Origin of the sequence: Pseudonocardia phyllosphaerae (assembly GCF_046546475.1) — a bacterium.
In the GTDB taxonomy this organism is placed as follows: Bacteria; Actinomycetota; Actinomycetes; order Mycobacteriales; family Pseudonocardiaceae; genus Pseudonocardia; species Pseudonocardia phyllosphaerae.
The window spans coordinates 1-22,536 of sequence record NZ_JBKGXS010000007.1 but is presented as its reverse complement, the minus strand read 5'-3'; the positions used below and the strand labels follow the sequence as shown (position 1 = coordinate 22,536).

4 protein-coding genes are annotated in these 22,536 nt (G+C 76.1%); all 4 read right to left on the bottom strand.

Annotated features, from left to right (window positions below; translation table 11 throughout):
* Positions 1–118: 118 nt before the first annotated feature.
* Complete coding sequence (locus ACLE50_RS15130) at positions 119–1,165, bottom strand: iron-siderophore ABC transporter substrate-binding protein (RefSeq protein WP_410944183.1); 1,047 nt, start codon at positions 1,163–1,165, stop codon at positions 119–121.
* Positions 1,166–1,223: 58 nt separating this feature from the next.
* The gene (locus ACLE50_RS15125) at positions 1,224–20,489 is read right to left on the bottom strand and encodes an amino acid adenylation domain-containing protein (protein WP_410944182.1); all 19,266 of its coding nucleotides are present in this window, start codon (positions 20,487–20,489) and stop codon (positions 1,224–1,226) included.
* A gap of 33 nt (positions 20,490–20,522) precedes the next feature.
* The gene (locus ACLE50_RS15120; protein WP_410944181.1) at positions 20,523–20,738 is read right to left on the bottom strand and encodes an MbtH family protein; all 216 of its coding nucleotides are present in this window, start codon (positions 20,736–20,738) and stop codon (positions 20,523–20,525) included.
* 78 nt (positions 20,739–20,816) lie between these two features.
* Positions 20,817–22,226 carry a lysine N(6)-hydroxylase/L-ornithine N(5)-oxygenase family protein gene (locus ACLE50_RS15115; protein WP_410944180.1) on the bottom strand — a complete coding sequence of 470 codons (1,410 nt, stop codon included), beginning with the start codon at positions 22,224–22,226 and terminating at the stop codon, positions 20,817–20,819.
* Positions 22,227–22,536 lie beyond the last annotated feature (310 nt).

Here is a 22,536-nt window from a genome sequence, read left to right as displayed (position 1 = left end):
AGCACCCCCGCCAACACCACCGCCGCGAACGCCGCGCCGGTCATCCGCAGCCGGCGTGACACCGGCGCGGTCCCCATTCGTCTCATCGCCTTCTGGCGCCGTGCCGCCGGCCGGACACTCAGCGTGCGGGGCCGACGGCCGGCTCGGTCGGGACCGGTGTCGCCGGGTTCCCGTCGGCCGCGGCGGACAGGGCCGGGACGAACGTGTCCAGGACGTAGGGCAGGCTCAGCGGGCTGTTGAACGACAGCGCGCCGGACCACTGGCCCCGGAGCTCGTCGAGGAAGATCGCGCGGCCCTGCTGGACGTTGCGCAGCTGCCGGTACAGCGGCTGCAGCCGGGTCGCCTCGGTCGGGTTGTTCGTGGGCCCGATCAGGATGGCGACGTCCGTGTCCAGGAGCGCGAAGTTCTCCGGGCTCAACGACGCGAAGAACGCGCTGTCCGCGGTCGCCTTGGAGTCGATCTCCGGCGGCACCCGGAAGCCGAGTGCGGTGAGGAAGCGCCCGCGCTGGTCGGTGGAGGTGTAGACGCCGGGGTCACCGGTCAGTCCACCGTAGACGATCGTCTTGTTCTGGAACTCGGGGTGCGCGGCCTTGGCCTGCGCGATCCGGCCCTCGACGTCCGCGGTGATCCGGGCGGCCTCGTCCGGCTTGCCGAGCGCGGCGCCGGTCTGCTTGAACTGCTCCTGCCAGGACAGCGCGTAGTCCTCGGTGTTCGGCGGCGCGTTCACCGTCGGCGCGATCTGCGACAGCTTGTCGTACACGGCCTTGTCGGTCGTGGAGTAGACGTTCAGGATCAGGTCCGGGTGCAGCGCCGCGATCGCCTCGAGGTTCGGGCCGTCCGCGGTGGCCACGATCTGCGGCGTACTGCCCGCCGCGGCCTGCTCCGCCCACGGGCCGCGGCCGTTCGGGTAGCCCTCGAACCACTGAGCGACCCCTACCGGCTTGACGCCGAGCGCCAGCGCGAAGTCCGCGTCCCGCAGCCCGACCGTCACCACACGCTGCGGAGGCGCTGGGACCGTGGTCGAGCCGAGCTTGTGCGTCACCGTGGCCGGGAAGCCCGGCGACGCTCCGCCGGATCCGCTGGACTCGGATCCGCCGGTACCGCACGCCGCTCCCGCGACGAACAGCACCGCCGCCAGGAGCCCCCACACCAGTCTTGCCCGCACCAGCCACACCCGCTCTCGTCGAAGACAGCCGATCCTGAAGTCAGGACAGCTTCACTAATCAGTCGAACTCCATCAACGGCCGGATAATCTTCTCCAGCGCAGCCCGCCACGCGTCCGCGATCGCCCCCACCCGGTCCGCGTCCGGGCCGCCCGCACCCGCCGTCCACCAGACGAGCAGGCGCGGCCCGTCGGCCCGGTCCGCCGTCCGCGCGATCAGCGAGAGCCGGAACGGCGAGGGCCGCTCGTCACCCCACTGCGCGAACACCTCATCGGCCTCCGGGGCGGCCGCCCACGGCGTCGCCGAGGGACGGGCGAACCGGCCCTCGTAGTTGACGTAGACGAGCGGGTCGGGCGCGTCGTCCAGGTGCGACGACAGGTGCCGCAGCACCCGGTAGCCGACGCCGCCGCCCGGCACCGCCCGGACCTGCTCGGTCACTGCCCGCGCCGAGCCGGCCGGGTCGAGCCCGGTCACGTTCAGCGCGACCGGGGTCAGCCCGCCCAGCCAGCCGACCGTCCGGGACGCGTCGCCCGCGTCGGGGACGTCGTCCCGGCCGTGCGCCTGCAGGCCCACCACCAGCGGCGACCCGACAGCGTGCGCGAGCGCCGCGAGCATCACGTGGTCCGGCCCGGCCGGGCCGCGGAGCACGGCGGCGGTCAGGTCGGCCGGCAGCGTCCGGCGCACGGTCACCGGCCGGCCAGGGCCCGGCGGACGGTCCCCGCCCGGGACCGGGCACCCGGCGGCGAGCAGCTCGCGCCAGTACGGGGCCTCCGGCTCGTGCGCCGGCACGGTGGCCGCCAACCCGCGGGCCCACCCGCGGTACGGCAGCGGCTCCGGGGCCGGGGTGTCGCCGCGGGCGGCCGACGCCAGGTCGTCCAGCAGCACCCGCCAGGACACCCCGTCGACGACGGCGTGGTGCGCCACGAGCAGCAGCCGTCCGGGTTCGCCCTGGCCCGCGTCGAACCAGACGGCGCCGAGCATCCGCCCGGCCTCCGGGACGAGCCCGGCGGCGAGCTCGTAGGCCTCAAAGAGCACGGCGGCCCGCAGCCGCGCGTCCGGCCAGCCGCGGGCGTCGACCCGCCGCACCGGCGGCCCGTCCGGCGGCGGCACGTGCAGCGCGCCGGTGCCGGTGTCGAGCCGGGCGCCCAGCACCGGGTGCGCGGCCACGACGGCCGCCAGTGCGGCCGTCACCTCGCCGTGCCCGGTGCCCGCGGGCGTCTGGACCAGGACCGGTGACCCGAACCCGTCCACCGCGCCCGGCGTCGCCACCAGGTCGGCCAGTGCCGGGGTCGGGGGCGCCTCGCCGAGCGCGGCCGACGGGTCGACGGGCGCAGCGAGCTCCGGGTCCGGCTCGCCCAGCTGCGCGGCGAGCGCGGACACCGTCGGCCGGGCGGTCACCGCGGCCGGGGTGAGGGCGTGGCCCCGCGCGCGCAGCCCGCCGACCAGGCGCATCACGACGAGGCTGTCCGCGCCGAGGGCGAACAGGTCGTCGTCCGCGCCGAGGGAGGACAGGCCCAGCAGGTCCGCGACGAGATCGGCGACGAGCTGCTCGGCGGCGGTGGCGGGCGGGCGCCCGGCCGTCGTGACGTCCGGCTCCGGCAGCAGGCGGCGGTCCACCTTCCCGGACGCGCCGGTCGGCAGGTCCGCGTCCAGCACCGTCACCGTAGCCGGGACCATGTAGTCCGGCAGCGTCCCCGCCAGAGCCTCGCGCAGGGTGCCCGGTTCCAGGCCCGGCTCCCCGACGACGTACCCGTCGAGCCGGGCGGTGCCGCCGGCCCGCCGGACCGCGACCGCCGCCTGCGCGACGCCCGGCTGCGCCCGCAGCGCGGACTCGACCTCGCCCAGCTCGATCCGGAAACCGCGGATCTTGACCTGGTCGTCGGCGCGGCCGAGGTGGACCACGACGCCGTCCGGGGCCCACCGGGCCAGGTCACCGGTGCGGTACAGCCGGCCGGGACCGAACGGGTTCGCCAGGAACCGCTCCGCGGTCAGCCCCGGGCGCCCGAGGTACCCGGCGGCCAGCCCGCGGCCCGCGACGTACAGTTCGCCGACCGCACCCGGCGGCAGCGGACGCAGGAAGTCGTCGAGCACGTACACACGCGTGTTCGGGTCCGGCACGCCGATCGGCACCGGGCCCGGACGGTCCGGCCGCGCGTCCCACAGCGTGGAGTTGACGGTCGCCTCGGTCAGCCCGTACGCGGCGAACAGCCGCAGGTGACCGGCCCACCGCCGGATCAGCTCCGGCGGCACGGTCTCGGTGCCGACGAGCACGACCAGGCCCTCGGGCAGCGTCGCACCCGACGGCAGCGCGGCCACCAGCGCGGGCGGCAGGATCGCGTGCGTGACGCCCTCGTCGGCGATCAGGTCGGTGAGCTCGCGCCCCGCGGTCCGGGCCCCGTCCGGCGGCAGCACCAGCCGGGCACCGCTGCACAGCGCCATGGACAGCTCGAACACGGTCACGTCGAACCCCTGCGACGCGAAGTGCAGCACCCGGCTGTCCCGGTCCACGCCCATCCGGTGTTCGGCCGTCGCGACCAGGCTCGGGATCCCGTCGTGCGGCACCACGACGCCCTTGGGGCGGCCGGTGGAGCCGGAGGTGTAGATCACGTAGGCGGGGTCGGCGGCACCGATCGGTGGCATCGGCGGGGCGGGCGGATGCTCGTGCGCGGCGTCCCCGACGTCGACGACGGGGCACCCCGCCACGGTCGCGGTGCCGCGGACCAGCGCGAGCCGGGCCCCGGAGTCGTCGAGCATGTAGGACAACCGGTCCGCGGGCAGGTCCGGGTCCAGCGCCAGGAACGCGGCGCCGAGCCGGGTGGTGGCGACGGCCGCCGCCACCGACTCCGGCGAGCGCGGCACCAGCAGCGCGACGACGTCCCCGCGGCCGACGCCGTGCGCGTGCAGCAGCGCGGCGATCCGCTCGACGAGGTCGCCGAACCCGGCGTAGGTGAGCGTGCCGTGCGGCCCGGTGACCGCGACGGCGTCCGGGCGTTCGGCGATCCGGCGGGCCACCATCCCGGGCAGCGTGTCGCCGGGCACCTCGACCTCGGTCGCGTTCCACTCCCCCAGCACCCGCGCCCGCTCGCCGGGATCCAGCACGTCGACGGCGGAGAGACGGACGTCCGCGTCGTCGGCCACCGCGCGCAGGACGCGCTCGAACCGGGCGGCGAGACCCTCGACGGTGGCCCGGTCGAACAGGTCACGGGAGTACTCGAGCGTCACCGACATGCCGCTCCCGTCAGGACCGTCCGCGGTGTCGCCCACGTTGACCGAGAGGTCGAACGTCGCGACGCCGCGGTGCACCCGGACCGGCCGGGCGTCCACGCCGTCGAACGACGGGGCCTCGCCGGCACCCGGCAGGTGCACCACCATCACCTGGAACAGCGGGTGGCGGGCCGCCGCCCTGGCCGGTGCGACGGCGGACACCACCTGCTCGAACGGCAGGTCCTGGTGGTCGAACGCCTCCAGGTCGGTGGCCCGGACCCGGTCCAGGAGCTCACCGAACGTCGGGTTGCCGGACAGGTCGGTACGCAGCACGAGCGTGTTCAGGAAGAAGCCCACGGTCCGGTCCAGGGCCGGGTCAGCGCGGCCGGAGACCGGGGTGCCGACCGGCACGTCCGTGCCGCCGCCGACGGCGCCGAGCAGGACCGCCGTCGCGGCGTGCACCAGCATGAACACGCTCACCCCGCGGGCCGCGGCCACCGCCCGCAGGCGCCCGGCGAGCGCGGCGTCCAGCATCACGTCGACCTCGTCGCCCGCGTGGCCCGGTTCGGCCGGGCGGGCCCGGTCGTAGGGCAGCGCGAGCTCCTCCGGCGCACCGGCCAGCCGGTGCGTCCAGTACGCGGCCTGGTCGGCGCCGACCCGGTCCAGCACGTCGCGCTGCCACAGGGCGTGGTCGTGGTACCCGGCCCGGAGCGGGGGCAGGTCCCGGTCGGTGCCCGCCCGTCGCGCCGCGTACGCCGCGGTCAGGTCGTCCAGCAGCGGGCCGGTGGACCACTCGTCGGTCGCGACGTGGTGCACGACGAGCAGCAGCACGGCCTCCTGGGCGCCGTCGGCGCCGTCGACGCCGAGCCGGAGCACGTGCACCCGCAGCGGCGGCTCCCGGTCCAGCGCGAACGGCTCCCGCACGGCCGCGGTCAGCTCGGCGTCCAGGGACTCCTCGGTGACGGCGCGCTCGATGACCGGGACGGCGTCCGGCTCCAGCAGCCGCGCCACCGGCTCGCCGGCGGCGTCCGTCCCGACGACCGAGCGCAGCGCGTCCTGCCGGAGAACGAGGTCCCGGACGGCCGCGCGCAGCGCGTCCACGTCGAGCGGTCCGCGCAGCCGGAACGCGAGCGGGATGTGGTAGGTCGGGTCCTGCGGGCGCAGCTGCTGGTGCATCCACATCCGGCGCGCGGACGCCGGCAGCGGCACCACCTCGGGGCGCGGGACCGGCACGAACGCCGGCCGGTCGGACACCTCGGGCCCGTCGGACCGGTCGAGCAGTGCGAGCAGCCCGGCCGGGGTCGGGGCGTCGAACACGGCCCGCAGCGGTACCCGGGCGTCCCGCTCGGCGCCCAGGCGGGCGACCAGCCGGATGGCGGTCAGCGAGTGGCCGCCGAGGGCGAAGAAGTCGTCGTCCGGTCCGACCGCGTCCACCGGCAGGTCCAGCACCTCGGCGACGGCGGCACACAGCCGCGCCTCGGCGCCCGGCCGTGGCGACCGCCCGCCGCCGCCCGCGGGCGTCGCGGGATCCGGCAGTGCCGCCCGGTCGAGCTTGCCGTGCACGGTGACCGGCATCGCGTCCAGCTCCACGACGGTGGCCGGCACCATGTGCTCGGGCAGCGTCGCTCGCAGCCGTTCCCGCAGGTCTCCGACGTCGCCGGCGCCGCCGCCCGGCACCACGTACCCGACGAGACGGTCGCCGCGCAGGTCGGCGACGGCCCGCTCGACGCCGTCGCAGGCGGCCAGCGCCGCGGCCACCTCGCCGAGCTCGATCCGGAACCCGCGCAGCTTGACCTGGTCGTCGGTGCGCCCTAGGAACTCCACGACGCCGTCCACGCGGCGACGGGCCCGGTCACCGGTCCGGTACAGCCGCTCCCCCGGGCCGCCCGCCGGGTCCGCGACGAACCGGGACGCGGTCAGCCCGGGGCGGGCCAGGTAGCCGTCGGCGAGCTGGACCCCGGCCAGGTAGAGCTCGCCGGGCACGCCCGGCGGCACCGGAGCCAGGTGCGCGTCGAGGACGTGCAGCCGGGTGTTCCAGACCGGACGGCCGATCGGGACGTCGCCGATCCCGGGGTCGACGACGGCGAACCGGCTGACGTCGACCGCGGCCTCGGTGGGCCCGTACAGGTTGTCCACCGGGGCGCCCAGCACGTCCAGCGCGCGGGCGGACAGCGGCCCGCCGAGCGCCTCCCCGGAGCAGACGACCTGGCGCAGGCTCGCGCACCGCCCCGGCCCGTCCAGCGCGGTGACGAACGCGTCCAGCATGGACGGGACGAAGTGCAGCAGCGTGACCTGCTCGGACTCGATCAGCCCGGCCAGGTACTCGGCGTCGCGGTGCCCGTCCGGCGCCGCGACGACGAGCACGGCGCCGCAGGTCAGCGGCCAGAAGAACTCCCACACCGAGACGTCGAAGCTGGCCGGGGTCTTCTGCAGCACCCGGTCGGCGCCGGTCAGCCGGTAGGTGTCCTGCATCCAGGCGATCCGGTTCGCGATCGCGCGGTGCGACACGACCACGCCCTTCGGCTTCCCGGTCGACCCGGACGTGTAGAGCACGTACGCGGACGCCTCGGGCGGCGGCGCCGGCCGGTCCGCGCGCCCGGGATCCGCCGCGCTCTGCGCGGCGGCCATGTCCTCGACGGTCAGCACGCAGGCCGGGCGGGCGTCGCCGAGCATGAACTCGACCCGCTCGTCCGGCAGGTCGGTGCCCACCGGGAGGTACGCGGCACCGACCCGGTGCACGGCGTGCAGCGCGACCACCAGCTCGGCCGAGCGGGGCAGCCGCACCGCCACGACGTCCCCGGGCCGGACACCGCGGTCGTCCAGCAGGGCGGCCGCCTGATCGACGCGGGCGTCCAGCTCGGCGTAGGTCAGCCGCAGCGCGCCGTCGTCGGCGACCAGCGCGGGCGCGTCCGGCGTGCGGGCGACCTGCTCCGCGAACTGCTCGGGCAGCGTCGCGTCCGGGACCGGGTGGACGGTGTCGTGCTCCGCGGCCAGCGTCGCGCGCTCGTCGTCGGCGAGCAGGTCGACCAGGCCGAGCGGCCGGTCCGGGTCGTCGGCGACGATCTCCAGCAGCCGGGCCAGGCGTCGCACCAGCCGCTCGCCGGTGGCCGGGTCGGTGCGGTCGGTGGCGTGGTCGAGCACCAGCGTGACGGCGCCGGTGTCCTCCTGTTCGACGGCCGTGACGTGCAGGTCGAACTTCGCGTGCCGGACGTCGTCGTCCAGCCACCCGACCGGCAGCCCGAACAGCTCGCGGCGTTCGGACCCGGGGCGGCGGTGGTAGCCGCTCATCACCTGGAACAGGGGGTTGCGCCCGGCCGCGCGGGGTGGCGCCAGTGCCTCGACGACGTGCTCGAACGGCACGTCGGCGTGGTCGAACGCGGCCAGGTCGGTCGCGCGGGTGCGGCTGAGCAGCTCGCCGAACGACGGGTCCCCGGACAGGTCGCTGCGCAGCACCAGCGTGTTCACGAAGAACCCGATGCTCGCGCCCATCGCGTCGTCGGAGCGACCGGCCACCGGCACGCCGAGCGGGATGTCCTCGCCCGCCCCGAGGCGGTGCAGCAGTGCTGCGGTGGCCGCGTGCACGAGCATCGACATGCTGACCCCGCGCTCGGCGCACAGCGCCCGCAGCGGCTCGACGACGGTCGCCGGCAGCGGCACCACGGCGCGGGCGCCGCGCCCGTCGCGCACCGCGGGGCGGTCTCGGTCGGTCGGCAGCTCGATCTCCGTCGGCAGCCCGGCCAGCGCGCTGCGCCAGTGGTCCAGCTGCCCGTCCGCCACGGCGTCGAGCAGCTCGCCCTGCCAGAGCGTGTAGTCCGCGTACTGCACCGGCAGCGGCTCCCAGCCGGGTGGGCGGCCCGCCGCGCGGGCGGCGTAGGCGGCGTCCAGGTCCGCGAACAGCGGCCCGTCGGACCACTCGTCGGTCGCGATGTGGTGCAGCACCAGGACCAGGACGCACTCGTCCGGCGCGACCCTCAGCAGGGTCGCGCGCAGCGGCACGTCGACGGCCAGGTCGAACGGGACGGCGGCCAGCGCGGCGACCCGCTCGCGCACCGCGTCCGGCGCGCAGTCCTCGACCTCCAGCAGTGTCCCGGCCCGCGGACGCACGTGCTGGTACCCGACGCCGTCGTGCTCGGCGACGGTGGTGCGCAGGATCTCGTGCCGATCCGCGACGTCGGCCAGCGCGGCCGCGACGGCGTCGAGGTCCGGGGTGCCGTGCAGGCGCAGCGCGAACGGGTAGTTGTAGGCGACGGCGGCCTCGCCACCGAGGCGGTCCACCAACCACAGCCGCTGCTGGGCCGGGGAGAGCGGTACCCGGTCCGGGCGCGGGCCGGGTTCCAGTGCGGGCCGCGACGGGCCGGTCCCCCCGGCCGCGCCCCCGACCCGTTCGGCCAGCTCGGCCACGGTCGGGGCCTCGAACAGATCCCGGATAGCCAGCTCGGCGCCGAGCGCGGTCCGGGCGCGGGACACGATCCGGGTGGCCAGCAGCGAGTGCCCGCCGAGCGCGAAGAAGTCGTCCCCGGCGCCCACCTCGCCGACGCCGAGCACCTCGGCGAACAGCGCGCAGAGCGCCTCCTCCACCGGGCCCTCCGGCGGGCGCGTCCCGCCGACGACCGGGGCGTCGGCGGCCGGCAGCGCGGCCACGTCGAGCTTGCCGTTCGGCGTCAGCGGCAGGTCGTCCACGAGCACGAACGCGGCCGGTACGAGGTGCGACGGCAACGCGTCGCCGAGGTCGGAGCGCAGCGTCGCGACCAGCTCGGCGCCCGCCCGGGCGGCGCCCGGGTCGTTCGCCTGCGCGACGCCGTCGCGCGGCCGGTAGACCCCGACCCAGCGCGCCGGGTCCGCGCCGGCGCCGACCACGACCTCCAGCTGGCCGGGCTCACCCCAGGTGACCGCGACCGGCGCCTGGCCCGCGGCCGGGTCCTCCTGACCCGTCGGGTCGCCACCGGCCCCGAACAGGTCCTCCTGCTCGGGCCCGTCGCCGCCCAGGCGCCGGTCCGGCACGCCGACGACCCGCACCGGCCCGTCCGGCAGGGTGCCCGACCAGGGCACCGTCGGCAGCCCGGCGACGTCGACGACGTCCGCCGCCGGGTCGTGCAGCACCACGTCGTAGCGGTGGGCGGTCAGCTCGTTGCGGTACCGGCCACGCTTGGTCCGTACCGACACCGGCACCCCGAGCCCGGCGAAGAACTCGGGGGCGAGCAGCAGCTCCTTCTCCAGCGCGACGGCGCGCTCGACCGGCGTCGGATCCGAGCGGGCGGCCAGGTTCTCGGCGTGGAACGCGGCGAGCGTGCCGAGGTGGCGCACGTCGCCGACGACCACCCGACCGCCGGGCTCGAGCAGGCCCAGCGCCCCGTGCAGCACCCGGGCCAGGTAGTCCGCCCCCGGGAAGTACTGCACCACCGAGTTGATCACGATCGTGTCGAAGCGGCCGTCCGGCAGGTCGTGCGCGGGCCGCACGGACAGCTCGACGTGCAAGAACCGGGGGTCGCGGGCGAGCTCGGTGCGCAGCTTCGCGACGATCGGCGCGGCCAGGTCGGTGCCGACGTATGCCTCGGCGTCCGGGGCCAGCTCGCCGAGCAGCAGCCCGGTGCCCACCCCGATCTCCAGGATCCGCTGCGGGCGCAGCTCCCGGATCCGCCGGACCGTCTCCGCGCGCCACTCGCGCATCTGTTCCAGCGGGATCGGTTCCCCGGTCGCCGAGGAGTCCCAGCCGGAGAAGTCCTCGGCGAACACGGCGGTCGGGATCCGCCGGTACTCGTCGGCGTAGATCTCCTCCCACTCGCCGAGCTGGGCGGCCTCGACACCCGCGCGGGCGTCGTCGGTGGCCGGGGCGGGCACGACGTAGGCGACCAGCCGCACCGCCCCGGTGCCCGGCTCCGCGGCCGCGACGACGGCCGAGCGGGCGACGCCCGGGTGCCCGTCCAGGTGCGCCGCCACCTCGCCCGGCTCCACCCGGTGACCGCGGATCTTGACCTGGTCGTCGGTCCGGCCGAGGTAGTCCAGGATCGGGCCGCGCTCGTCGTCCCAGGTCCCCGGCCTGCACCGGACGAGGTCGCCGGTGCGGTACATCCGCCCGCCCGGCTCGCCCGGGTCCGCGACGAACCGCTCCGCGGTCAGGCCCGGCCGGTCCAGGTAGCCGCGGGCCAGGCCGGCCCCGGCGATGTACAGCTCGCCGGGCACGCCGTCGTCGACCGGCGCGAGCCACGGGTCGAGCACGACGGCCCGGGTGTTGTGCACCGGCCGCCCGACGGTCGGGGTGACCGAGTCGTCGGTGCCGCCGCCGAGAGTGTTGATCGTGTACTCGGTCGGACCGTAGAGGTTGTAGCCGACCGTGCCGTCGTATTCGCGCAGCCGATCCCACACCGCGGTGGACACCGCCTCGCCGCCGAGCATGACCAGGCCGGGCACGTGCCCGTCCGGGTCCAGCAGTCCCTCCTCGAACAGCGCGGCCGCGTAAGTTGGGGTCACGTTGACCACGTCGACCGCGTGCGTGTGGCAGTGCCGGACCAGCGCGTGCGCGTCGCGACGCAGCTCCTCGTCGCAGACGTGCACCTCGCCGCCCTCGACCAGCCAGAGCAGCTCCTCCCAGGACATGTCGAACGCGAACGACACGGTGTGCGCGACCCGCAGCCGCCGACCGCCGGCCGCGGCCAGCGCCGGGCCGAAGATCTCCGCGCGGTGGTTGCGCTGCATGTTCGTCAGCCCGCGGTACGGGGTGACCACGCCCTTGGGACGCCCGGTCGAGCCGGACGTGTGGATCACGTAGGCGGGGTGCTCCAGCCGGTGCGGGTTCGACGCGGCGAACACGCCCAGCTCGTCGGAGGTCAGCGGGTCGCCGTGGCGGTGGTCCGCCGGGTCCACCCACGTCAGCGCGGTGCCCAGCCGGTCCGCCACCTCGCGCGTGGCGACCAGCACCGCCGGGCCGGTGTCGTCGAGCAGCTCGGTGAGCCGCTCGGTCGGGTGGTCGAGCTCCAGGGGCTGGTACGCCGCGCCGGTGCACAGCACGGCGAACAGCGCGACCACCGAGTCGACCGAGCGGGGCAGGCCGAGCGCGACGACCCGTTCCGGGCCCGCCCCGCGCTCGTGCAGCGCGCGGGCGAGCCCGTCCACCCTGGACTGCAGCTCTGCGTAGGTGACCCGCTCGTCGCCGCAGACGACGGCGACCTCGTCGCCGACCAGGGCGCTGCGGGAGCGCAGCAGGTCGGCGACGGTCTCGACGCCGATCTCGGCGGTCCGTCCCGATCCGCCGTCCGCGGACCCGGCCGCGCCCGCGGTGCGGGCCAGCGTGGCGACCGCGTCGTCGACCCCGGAGGCGAGCGCGTCGACGATCCGGTGGAAGCGGTCCAGCAGGGCGTGCGCGGTCGTCTCGTCAACGACGTCCGGCCGGTACTCGAGGCGCACGTTCAGCCGGGTTCCCGGGTGCACGAGCAGCACGACCGGGTACTGCGTGGCGTCGACGGCGTGCGAGGCGACGATGCCGTGCCGTCGCTCGAACGCGGTGAACGTGTCCTCGGCGACGAAGTTCTGCAGCACGAACAGCGTGTCGAACAGCTGCGGGTGCCCGGTGGCGCGCTGGATCGTGCCGAGGTCCAGGAAGTCGTGCTCCATCAGCGCGACCCACTCGTCGCGCAGCCGCGCCGCGAGCGCGTGCGCGCCCTCCTGCGGGTCGAGCGTGACCCGCACCGGCACGGTGTTCAGGAACAGCCCGATCACCGTGTCGAGGCCCTCGACCTCGTCCGGGCGCCCGGCCACGGTGGTGCCGAACGCGACGTCGGTGCGCCCGGCAACCCCGGCCAGCGCGAGCCCGAGCGCGCCGGTGAGCAGGCTGTTCAGCGGGACGCCGGCCCGTCGCGCGACGGCGTGCAGCGCGGCGGTCCGCTCGGCGTCGGTGTCCCGGCGCAGCTGGCGCGGCAGCGCGCCGTCCGGCGTGACCGGGCCGTGCGCGACGATCGTCGGCTCGGTGAACCCGGCGAACGCACCGCGCCAGGCGTCCACCGCGGCATCCCGGTTGCGGTCGGCGAACCAGCGCAGGTAGCGACGGAACCCGTCGCCATCGGACGGGACGTCCTCACCCGCGTACAGCGCGAACAGCCGGTTGATGATCAGCTCGCGGGACCAGCCGTCGCAGAGCAGCAGGTGGTAGTGCAGCAGCAGCCGGTCGCGGCCGGGCCCGCCCGCGTCGCGCAGCACGGTCAGGCGCAGCGCGGGCGGGTCGGCCAGGTCGAACGGCACCGTGCGCTGCCGGGCGGTCTCGGCGTCCGCCCCGTCGGCCGGGGTGGGGAGCTCGGTGACCGCGGCGGCGACCCGCTCGTGGCCCGGGCGGGCGACGAACTGGACCGGGGCGTCCAGGCCGTCGTCGGTGAACCCGGCACGCAGCGTCGGGTGCCCGTCCAGCAGCGCGCCGAGCGCGGCCCGCAGCCGGTCGACGTCCAGCCGGTGGTCGAGATCGAAGAGGTTCTGCACGGTGTAGACGTCCGCGGCGCCCGCGGTCAGGCCGGCCTGGAAGAACAGACCCTCCTGCAGCGGCGAGAGCGGCCACACGTCGGCCACCGGCATCCCGGCGGTCGCGACGACCCGCGCCAGGCCGTCGTCGTCCAGCGCCACCAGGTCGAGGTCGGCCGCGCGCGGGGGCACCGCGTCTGGCCCGGCCGCGGCCAGCTCGCGCAGCGCGTGGGCGAACGCCTCGGCGAACGCGTCCGCGTCGTGGGTGGACAGGTCCGGGGTGTGCGTGACGGTCGCCGACAGGGACGGGCCGTCGGCGGTGTCCGTGGTCACCGCGTTGATCTCCAGCGGGTACGGCGCCCCCATCGCCGGGTCCGGCCGGGCGGTGATCGCGTCGCCCTCCGGGGCGGGTGCCCAGTCCCCGCGGTGCGCGACCCCGACGCGGCCGAGGTAGTTGACCAGCAGCTGCGGCTCGGCGCCGCGTTCCAGCGCCGCGGCGGCGGCGACGTTGCCGTAGCGGAGCATGCCGTAGCCCGCACCGCCGTCGGGCGCCGCGCCCGCGCGGTCGTGGATCTCCCGCACCACCGGACCGGCGTCGGTCGCGGCCGGCAGCCGCAGCGGGGCGATCGCGGTGAACCAGCCCAGCGTCCGGGACAGGTCGACACCCGGGGCGAGCTCGTCACGGCCGTGCCGTTCGAGGTCGACGAGCAGCTCAGCGGGCGCGCCGCGCATCCGGCCGGCGGCCGCGGCCAGCGCCGCGAGCAGCACGTCGGTGACGTCGGCGCCGGCCGCGGCCGGGATCGTGGTGAGCAGCGGGCGGGTCTCGTCGACGCCGAGGGTGACCGTCACCCGGCGTGTCTGCCCGACCGTCGCGGGTGTGGCTGGGCCGTCGAGCAGCCCGGCGCCGGGGGCGAGCACGTCCGTCCAGTGGTCGAGCTCGGCGAGCCGGGACCCGCTCGCGGCCTGCTCGGCGACCAGCCGGCCGAACGCGCGCAGCGACGTCCCGACCGGTTCCGGCGCGTCGCCGGACCAGGCGTGGGCGAGGTCGTCGAACAAGATCCGCCAGGACACGCCGTCGACGGCGAGATGGTGGACCACGAGCAGCAATCGGCCGGGCCGGTCGCCCGCGTCGAACCAGACCGCGGCCAGCGTCGTCCCGGCGTCCGGGTCCAGCCGGTCCGCGGCGGCGTCCGACTCGGCCGCGATCCGCGCCCGCAGCGCGTCGCCGTCCAGGCCGCGGGCGTCCACCCGGACCGCGGCGTCCACCGGACGCGACGGCCCGATCTCCTGCGACCACACGCCGTCGGCGTGCCGGTGCAGGCGCAGCCGCAGCGCGGCGTGCCGGTCGCACACCGCCTGCAGCACCGACGTCAGCCGCTCGGCGGTCGCCTCCGCCGGGGTCTGCACGAGCATCGCCTGGTTGAACCGGTCGATCGGCCCGCCCCAGCCGGCGAACCGGGTCACGATCGGCAGCGGCGCGACGTCGCCCTCCTCCGACGTCACAGCCGTCACGTCCGCCGTCACGTCCGCACCGACCGGCTCCGGCGCCGGTCCCGCCGCCGCGGCGAGCCCGGCCGGGGTGCGGCGCAGGAACACCTCGCGCGCGCAGACCGGCACCCCGGCGCGGCGCGCGCGGTTCGCCAGCTGGATCGCGACGATGCTGTCCCCGCCCAACACGAAGAAGTCGTCGTCCACGCCGACCCCGGGCAGGCCCAGGACGTCGGCGAACACCGCGCACAGCGCCTCCTCGCGGGCGTCGCGGGGCGCCGTCGCCGACGTGGCCGCCGCGAAGTCCGGCGCGGGCAGCGCGCGCCGGTCCAGCTTCCCGTTGACGGTCAGCGGTAGCTCCGGGACTCCGACGACGGCGGCCGGGACCATGTACTCGGGCAGCCGGGACGCGAGCCCGTCGCGCAGGACGGACGGGTCCGCGTCGCCGACCACGTACCCGACGAGCATCGGCCGGCCCGGCTCGTCCTCGCGCAGCACGACCGCCGCACGCTCGACGCCGGAGGCGGCCAGCAGCGCCGTCTCGACCTCGCCGGGCTCGATCCGGTGCCCGCGCAGCGACACCTGGTCGTCGCCGCGGCCGAGGAACTCCAGCGTGCCGTCCGCACGCCACCGGCCGAGGTCGCCGCTGCGGTACATGCGCGTCCCCGGCGCGCCCCACGGGTCCGGGACGAACCGCCCGGCGGTGAGGCCCGGGCGGCCGAGGTAGCCGCGGGCCAGCTGCGTCCCGCAGACGTGGATCTCCCCGACCACGCCGGCCGGGACCGGCCGCAGCGCGGCGTCCAGGAGCCGGATCCGCAGGCCGGGCAGCGCGTCCCCGACCGGCGAGCCCCCGCGCTCGGTGTCCGCCTCGGTCAGCTCCAGCACGGTCACGTGCACGGTGGTCTCGGTGATCCCGTACATATTCACCATGCGCGGGGCACCGGGACCGAACCAGCGGCGCAGCCGTCGCGGGTCGAGTGCCTCGCCGCCGAACACGACGTAGCGCAGCGCGAGCCCGTCCGGGCCGGTGTCCGCGATCCGGGCGAACGCCGACGGCGTCTGGCTCAGCACGGTGATCCGCTCGGCGGCCAGCAGAGCGCGGAACGCCTCCGGCGAGCGGACGGTCTCGGTGTCCACCACGACGACCCGCCCACCGGTGGTCAGCGGTCCCCACAGCTCCCACACGGAGAAGTCGAACGCGGCGGAGTGGAACAGCGTCCAGGCGTCGGTGTGGTCGAGCTCGAAGCACCGCGCCGCGGCGTCGAGCAGGCCGAGCACCGCCCGGAACGGGACCGGCACGCCCTTCGGACGGCCGGTCGAGCCGGACGTGTAGATCACGTACGCGACGTCCTCGGGATCCGGCTCGCCGGACCGGGCGGGCGCCGACGGTGCCGGGTCGGACGCCGGGTCGTCGACCAGCAGCACCGGCAGGTCCGCGGGACCTGCGAGGTCCACACCGGACTCGGTGAGCAGCAGCACCGGCTTCGCGTCGTCGAGCACGTAGGAGATCCGGTCGGCCGGGTGCGCCGGGTCCAGCGGCAGGTACCCGGCGCCGGTGCGGGTCACCGCCAGCAGCGCCTGCGCCAGCCGGGCGGTCCGCCGCAGCGCGACGGCGACCAGCGTGCCCGGCCCGGCGCCGCGCTCGGCCAGCCGCGCGGCCAGCTCCGCGGAGCTCCGGTCCAGCTCGGCGTGGGTCAGCCGCTCCTGCCCGGCGACGACGGCCGTCGCGTCCGGGTGCTCGGACGCCATCGCGCGCACCCGCCCGGCGAGCGTGCGGATCTTCCCCAGCGGTACCGGGGACGGTGCCGCGAGCGCGCGGGACCGCTCGTCGTCGTCGAGCACGTCCAGCGCGCCGACGTGCACCGACGGGTCCGCGACGACCTGTGTGAGCACGGCCGCCAGCCGTCGTCCGATCGCCATCGCGTCCGGCTCGTCGAACAGGTCGGCGGCGTACTCCACCAGCCCGTGCAGCGCGCCGGAGCGCTCGGCGGTGCGCAGGTGCACAGTGAGGTCGAACTTCGCGGTGGTCCACGGCAGCGGCTCCGGCGCGGTGCGGGCGCCGGCGAGCGCGAAGCCGGAGCACTCGTCGCCGTGCGAGACCACGAGTGCGGTCTGGAACAGCGGGTGCCTGCCCGGCACCCGGTCCGGCGCGAGCGCGTCCACCACCCGTTCGAACGGCACGTCCTGGTGCGCGACGGCGGCCAGGTCGGCGTCCCGGGCCCGGTCCAGCAGCACGGCGAACGCCGGGTCGTCGCCGGTGTCCACGCGCAGCGCGACGGTGTTCAGGAAGCACCCGACGACGCCCGCGAGCTGTTCCACCGGCCGGACCGACACCGGTGCTCCGACGACGACGTCCGGGTCCGACCCGAGCCGGGCCAGCAGCGCCGCGAGGGCGGCGTGCGCGGCGGAGAACAGGGTCGCGCCGCGGCCGCGAGCCAGCCGGGCCAGGCCGTCGGCGACGTCGGCGGGCACGGTGAACGCCGCGACGCCGCCCGCGCCGGACGGCTCGGCCGGCCGCTCCCGCGTGGCCGGCAGGCCCGATTCCCCCGGTGCGCCGTCCAGCACCGCACGCCAGTGGGCGAGCTGGGCGTGCGCCCGGCTCGCGTCGTCGTCCGGCGCGCCCAGTTCGGTGGCCTGCCAGTCCGCCGCGTCGACGTACCGCACGGCCGGTTCCGGCAGGTCCGGGGCCGCACCGGCGACCCGCGCGGCGTAGGCGGCGGTGAGGTCGTCGCAGAGGATGCGGACCGACCACTCGTCGACGGCGACGTGGTGGAACACGAGCAGCAGCACGTGCTCGTCCGGCCCGACCCGCAGCACGGTGGCCCGCACCGGTACCTCGACGTCCAGCGCGAACCCGGTGCCGGACAGCTCGGCCAGGCGGGCGGCGACGCCGTCGGAGGGCACGTCCTCGACGTCCAGCGGCACCGCGATCTCGTCGCGGATCCGCTGGTGCGGGACACCGTCCGGCGCCGGGAGGACGGTGCGCAGCACCTCGTGCCGCCCGGCCAGGTCCGCCAGCGCGCGGCGCAGCGCGTCCACGTCCAGCGGCCCGCGCACGCGCCAGGCCATCGGCACCAGGTAGGCCCGGTCCGCCGTGGTGGCGCCGAGCTCGGTCTGCGCCCACATCCGCAGCTGGGCCGGCGAGAGCGCCGGTTCCTGCGGGGACTGCCCGCGCCGCGGCGCAAACGACCGGACAGACGACCCGGAGCCCGCGGAGCGGGCGGCCACCGCCGCGACCGTCGGCGCGGCCATGATCTCCGGGAGGGTCAGCTCCCCGCCCAGGACCGCCCGGGCCCGGGTGACCAGACGCATCAGCGACAGTGAGTGCGCGCCGGCCGCCAGCAGGTCGTCGTCCGGGCCGACCGGGACGCCGAGCACCTCGGCGGCCAGACCGCACAGAAGTTCCTCCGCGGGCGTGCGCGGCGGGCGCCCGTGACCGGCCGGCCGGTCCGCGGCGCCGGGCGCCGGCAGCGCCGCACGATCGATCTTGCCGTTGAGCATCAGCGGGATCTCCGGCAGCACGACGACGGCGGCGGGCACCATGTGTGCGGGCAGCACGTCGGCGACCGACGCGCGCAGCGTGATCGGGTCCGGGTCGTTGTCCGGGTCCGAGCCGACGACGTAGGCCGCCAGCAGCACGTCACCCGGGGTGTCCTCGCGGCGCGCGACCACCGCCCGGTCCACCGACGGGTGGGCCAGCAGCGCCGCCTCCACCTCTCCGGGCTCGATCCGGTGGCCGCGCACCTTGACCTGGTCGTCGGCGCGGCCGAGGAAGTCCAGCTCGCCGTCGGGGGTCCAGGCGACCAGGTCGCCGGTGCGGTACATCGTCGCCCCGGGCGTCGACGGGTCCGCGACGAACCGCTCCGCGGTGAGTCCCGAGCGGTTCAGGTAGCCACGGGCCACCCCGTGACCACCGAGGTACAGCTCGCCCGGCACGCCGACCGGGACCGGGGCCAGCGCGGCGTCGCGCACGGTGGCGGTGACGCCGGGGTCGGGACGTCCGATCGGGACCGCGCCGGCGCCGGCGCGGCACGCGCCGAGCGTCGCGTTCACGGTCGTCTCGGTCGGGCCGTAGGCGTTGAACATCGTGCGGCCGGGCGCGTGCCGGGCCACCAGCTCCGGGGAGACGCGCTCGGTGCCGGCCAGGAACGTCAGCCCATCCGGCAGCTCCACACCGTCGGGCAGCACCGCGAGCAGCGACGGCGGCAGCACCGCGTGCGTCACGCCGTGCGCGTGCAGGTGGTCGATCAGCGGCGCGTCCGGCACCCGCAGCGCCGACGGCGTGACGACGAGCCGCCCACCGCACAGCAGGCCCTGGCACAGCTCGAAGAACGCGACGTCGAACGCGGGCGAGGCGAACTGCAGCACGACGCTGTCCGGGCCGACGGCCATCCGCCGGATGGCCGTCGCGACGAGCTTCGCGGTGCCCTCGTGCGTGACGACCACGCCCTTCGGGCGTCCGGTGGACCCGGACGTGTAGATGACGTAGGCCGGGTCGTGCACACCGGCCGGACCCGCGCCGACGGGTTCGCCTATCGCGTCCCCGACCGGGATCTCCCCGTCCCGCTCGCCGACGACCGCGACCGGCCCCGCGTCGGCGAGCATCGCGTCGGTCCGCTCGGCGGGTGCGTCCACGTCGAGGGCCAGGTAGGCCGCGCCGGACAGCATCGCGCCGACCAGTCCGACGACAAGCTCGGCGGAGCGGCCCAGCGCGACGGCGACGGTCTCCCCCGGCCCGGCCCCGTGCGTCGCCAGCGTGCGGGCGAGCGCACCCGCCCGTCCGGCCAGCTCGGCGTAGGTCAGCGCGGTGTCGCCGTCCACCAGCGCGACCGCGTCCGGACGGCGGCGGACCTGCTCGTCGAACAGCTCGCCGAACGTCGCGGGCGCGCGTCCGACCGGACCGCCGTCGCCGAACCGGGCGAGTGACGCGTGCTCGGCGGGGTCCAGCAGGTCGACCCGCCCGAGCGGCGCGCGGGGATCAGCCAGGCACGCGTCCAGGAAGCGGCGCAATCGCGCGGCGTGCGCGTCCAGCTCCGCGTCGGTGACCGCGCCGGGCAGCGCGAGCAGCGCGACGGTCACCGTCGCGTCGTCCGGGTACAGCTCGACCAGCAGGTCCAGGCCACCGCCCGGTCCGGGGTGCACCAGCCGGGTCCGGCCGCTGGTCCCGCCGAAGGACGCCGACGGCCAGCTCAGCACGTTGATCCCGGTCCCGAACGCCTCCGCGGGCGCGGTCCGCACGCCCCGCTCGCGCAGCAGGTCGACGGCCCGGGTCCGGCCGTGCCGGGCGATCCCGGACACGGCGTCGGCGACCGGGGCCACCAGGTCGGCGAGCCCCGCGGTGCGCGGTACGGCCACCCGCAGCGGCAGCACCCCGGAGAGCATCCCGGGCACCGCGGGCTCCCCCCGGTGGCGCCCGCTGGTCGCGAGCCCGGCCAGCACGTCGTCCGGTCCGGCGACCCGGCGCAGGTAGGCGGCGAGCGCCGCGACCAGCAGCCGCGGCGCCGAGGTGCCCAGCTCGCCGGCCAGGGCCGTCCACTCGCCGTCGGTCCAGGTCAGTGTCCGCCGCCGGCGGGCCGCGGTGCCGGACCCCGGCGCCAGCCGGGCAGCATCGGGCGCCCCGGCGAGCGCGTCGCGCCAGTACCCGGCGTCCGCGTCCGGCGCACCGTCCCCGGTGAGCAGGTCCGCGGGTGACCACTGCGGCGTCGCCGGCGGCTCCCCGGCGTACGCGCGGGCCACCGCGTCGACGAGCACGCGGAACGAGACGCCGTCCAGCACCGCGTGGTGGCCGTGCAGCAGCCAGGTCCAGCGGTCCGAGCCGCGCCGGATCAGCCGCTGCCCGGCCAGCGGTCCCACGGCCAGGTCGTACGCGGCGGACAGCGCGGCGTCGATCTCCGCGTCGGCGGCGCGGTCCGGGTCGGGCGCGTCGGCGACGTCCACCACCTGCAGCTCGTACCCGGACGGGGGCACCGGAACCTGTCGCGGGGTGCCGTCGGGGCCGTCGACGATCCGCACGTGCAGCGTCCCGGCCGCGGCCAGGACGCGGTCCGCCGCGTCGGCGAACCGTGCCGGGTCGAGCGGGCCGTCGAGATCGGTCCGCGCGCCGATGTGGAACCCGTGGTCGTCGGGGCGGAGTCGTGCGGCGAGGACGATCTCGGTCTGCGCGTCGGTCAGCGGGAACCCCTCGGCGGGCATGGCCGTCCTCTCGGTGTCGTCTCGGGGAGGTGGTCAGGCGCCGTCGACGCGGCGGGCGAGGCTGCGCGGCCGCATGTCGGTCCAGTGCGTCTCGACGTACTCCAGGCAGGACGCCCGGTCGTCCGGTCCGTGCGCGACCTCCCACCCGTCCGGCACCGGGACGAACGTGGGCCACAGCGAGTACTGGCCCTCCTCGTTGACCAGCGCGTGGAACGTGCCGTTCTCGTCGTCGAACGGGTTGGTGGACACGGTGCCTCCTGGCGGCGGTGCGGGACGGGTGTCGTTCGGGTCAGTGGGGTATGCGCCGGTCAGCGCGCTCGGCGCCGGTCAGCTCGAGGCGGCGGCGGCCGTTCCGGCCGGGTCCGCGCCGGGCGTGCCGGCCGGATCCGCGGCGGGCGCACCCGCCGGCTCCGTGGTCACCGGCGTCCCGGCGATCGATCGGGCGATCTCCCCGGAGCGCACGGCGACGTTGGACAAGAGCGTCGAGGAGATGCCGTGCGTGTGCTCGGTCGGTCCCTGCACGTAGATGCCCGCCGTGACCGGGGTGCCGTCGGCCAGGGTGTGCGTGCCGACCCGGTAGTCGCGGCGCACGTCCAGCCGTCCGGCCACGTCCCGCCCGCACGCCTCCGGCAGACCGCCGCCGAGCAGCCACAACGGGTCACCCGGCTGGTATCCGGTGGCGTACACGACCACGTCGGCGGTGATCACCTCTCGCTGCCCGTCGATCAGCGACTCCACCGCGAGCTCCACCCGGTCGTCCAGGTCCACCACGTCGGCGACCCGGGACACGTTGCAGAACTTCAGCCGCTCCTCGCCCGCGACCTTCTCGTGGTAGTGCCGCCGGTAGAGCTCGTCGATCAAGTCCGGATCGACGACCGAGTAGTTCGTGTTCGCGTGGTAGCCGAGGATCATCTCCTTGACCTGGTCCGGCGCGGTGTAGAAGTCGTCGACGGCGGACGGGTCGAAGATCCGGTTGGCGAACGAGCTGTCGTCGGCGGGGCTGTAGCCGTAGCGCGCGAACACCGCGTAGACCTCGGTGTCGGGGAACGTGCGGTGCAGGTAGTCGACGGTCTCCGCGGCGCTCTGCCCGGCCCCGACGACGGCAAACCGCTGCGGCGCGGCGTCCTCCAGCTCCGGGGCGCGGAACATCAGGTCCCGGTTGTGCCAGATCCGCTTCCCGACCGTGATGCCACGCGGGAGGGCGGGCGATAGGCCGGTCGCGAGCGCGACGTTGCGGGCTCGCACCCGCGCCGTCCGCCCGCTCGCGAGCCGGTACGCGATCTCGAGGCACGAGACGGCCTCGGCCCCGTCGCGCACGGGCAGGATCTTGACGACCTCGGCGCCGTAGTCCACCTGGTCGTCGAACCGCGCCGCGGCCCACTCCAGGTAGTCGTGGAACTCGCGCCGGGTCGGGAACGCGCTCCCGTAGTTGATGAAGTCGACGAGCCGGCCCTGGTCGTGCAGGTAGGACAGGAAGGAGAAGTCGCTGGTCGGGTTGCGCAACGTGACCAGGTCCTTCAGGTACGAGACCTGCATCGTCGCGTCGTCGATCAGCATCCCGCGGTGCCAGCCGAACTGCTCCTGACGTTCGACGAAGCGGGCGCTGAGACGGTCCCGCGGCGCGGCGCCCTGGTTGTACTCGGCCAACGCGATTGCGAGCCCGAGATTCGACGGACCGAACCCGACCCCGATCACGTCGACGACGTCCTGCTGGTCCGGTGGCATCGAGTCGACCATCGGTGTCCCCTCTGCGGTGCCATGCCTCACATTAGGCGAGGCTAACTGGACCACAGATGAGGCCGCCTTGGCCAGACGGTCGCACGATTTGAGACGAGGCGTCCGGCGATTGCGTCGCGAAATCGCCTCGCGTCACGACGACGTCCGCCCGAAACGGTGTCGACGCGTCGAGCACGGGGCGACCTAGGGCGTGTCTCCCAAACTGGTGGATCGGGGTGCGCGATGCTTGATCGGTGTCGCGCACTGCTGTCCTGACCGACGCTCAGTGGGCCCGTCTGGCCCCGTTGCTGCCCTCGTCGGAGGGTCGTCG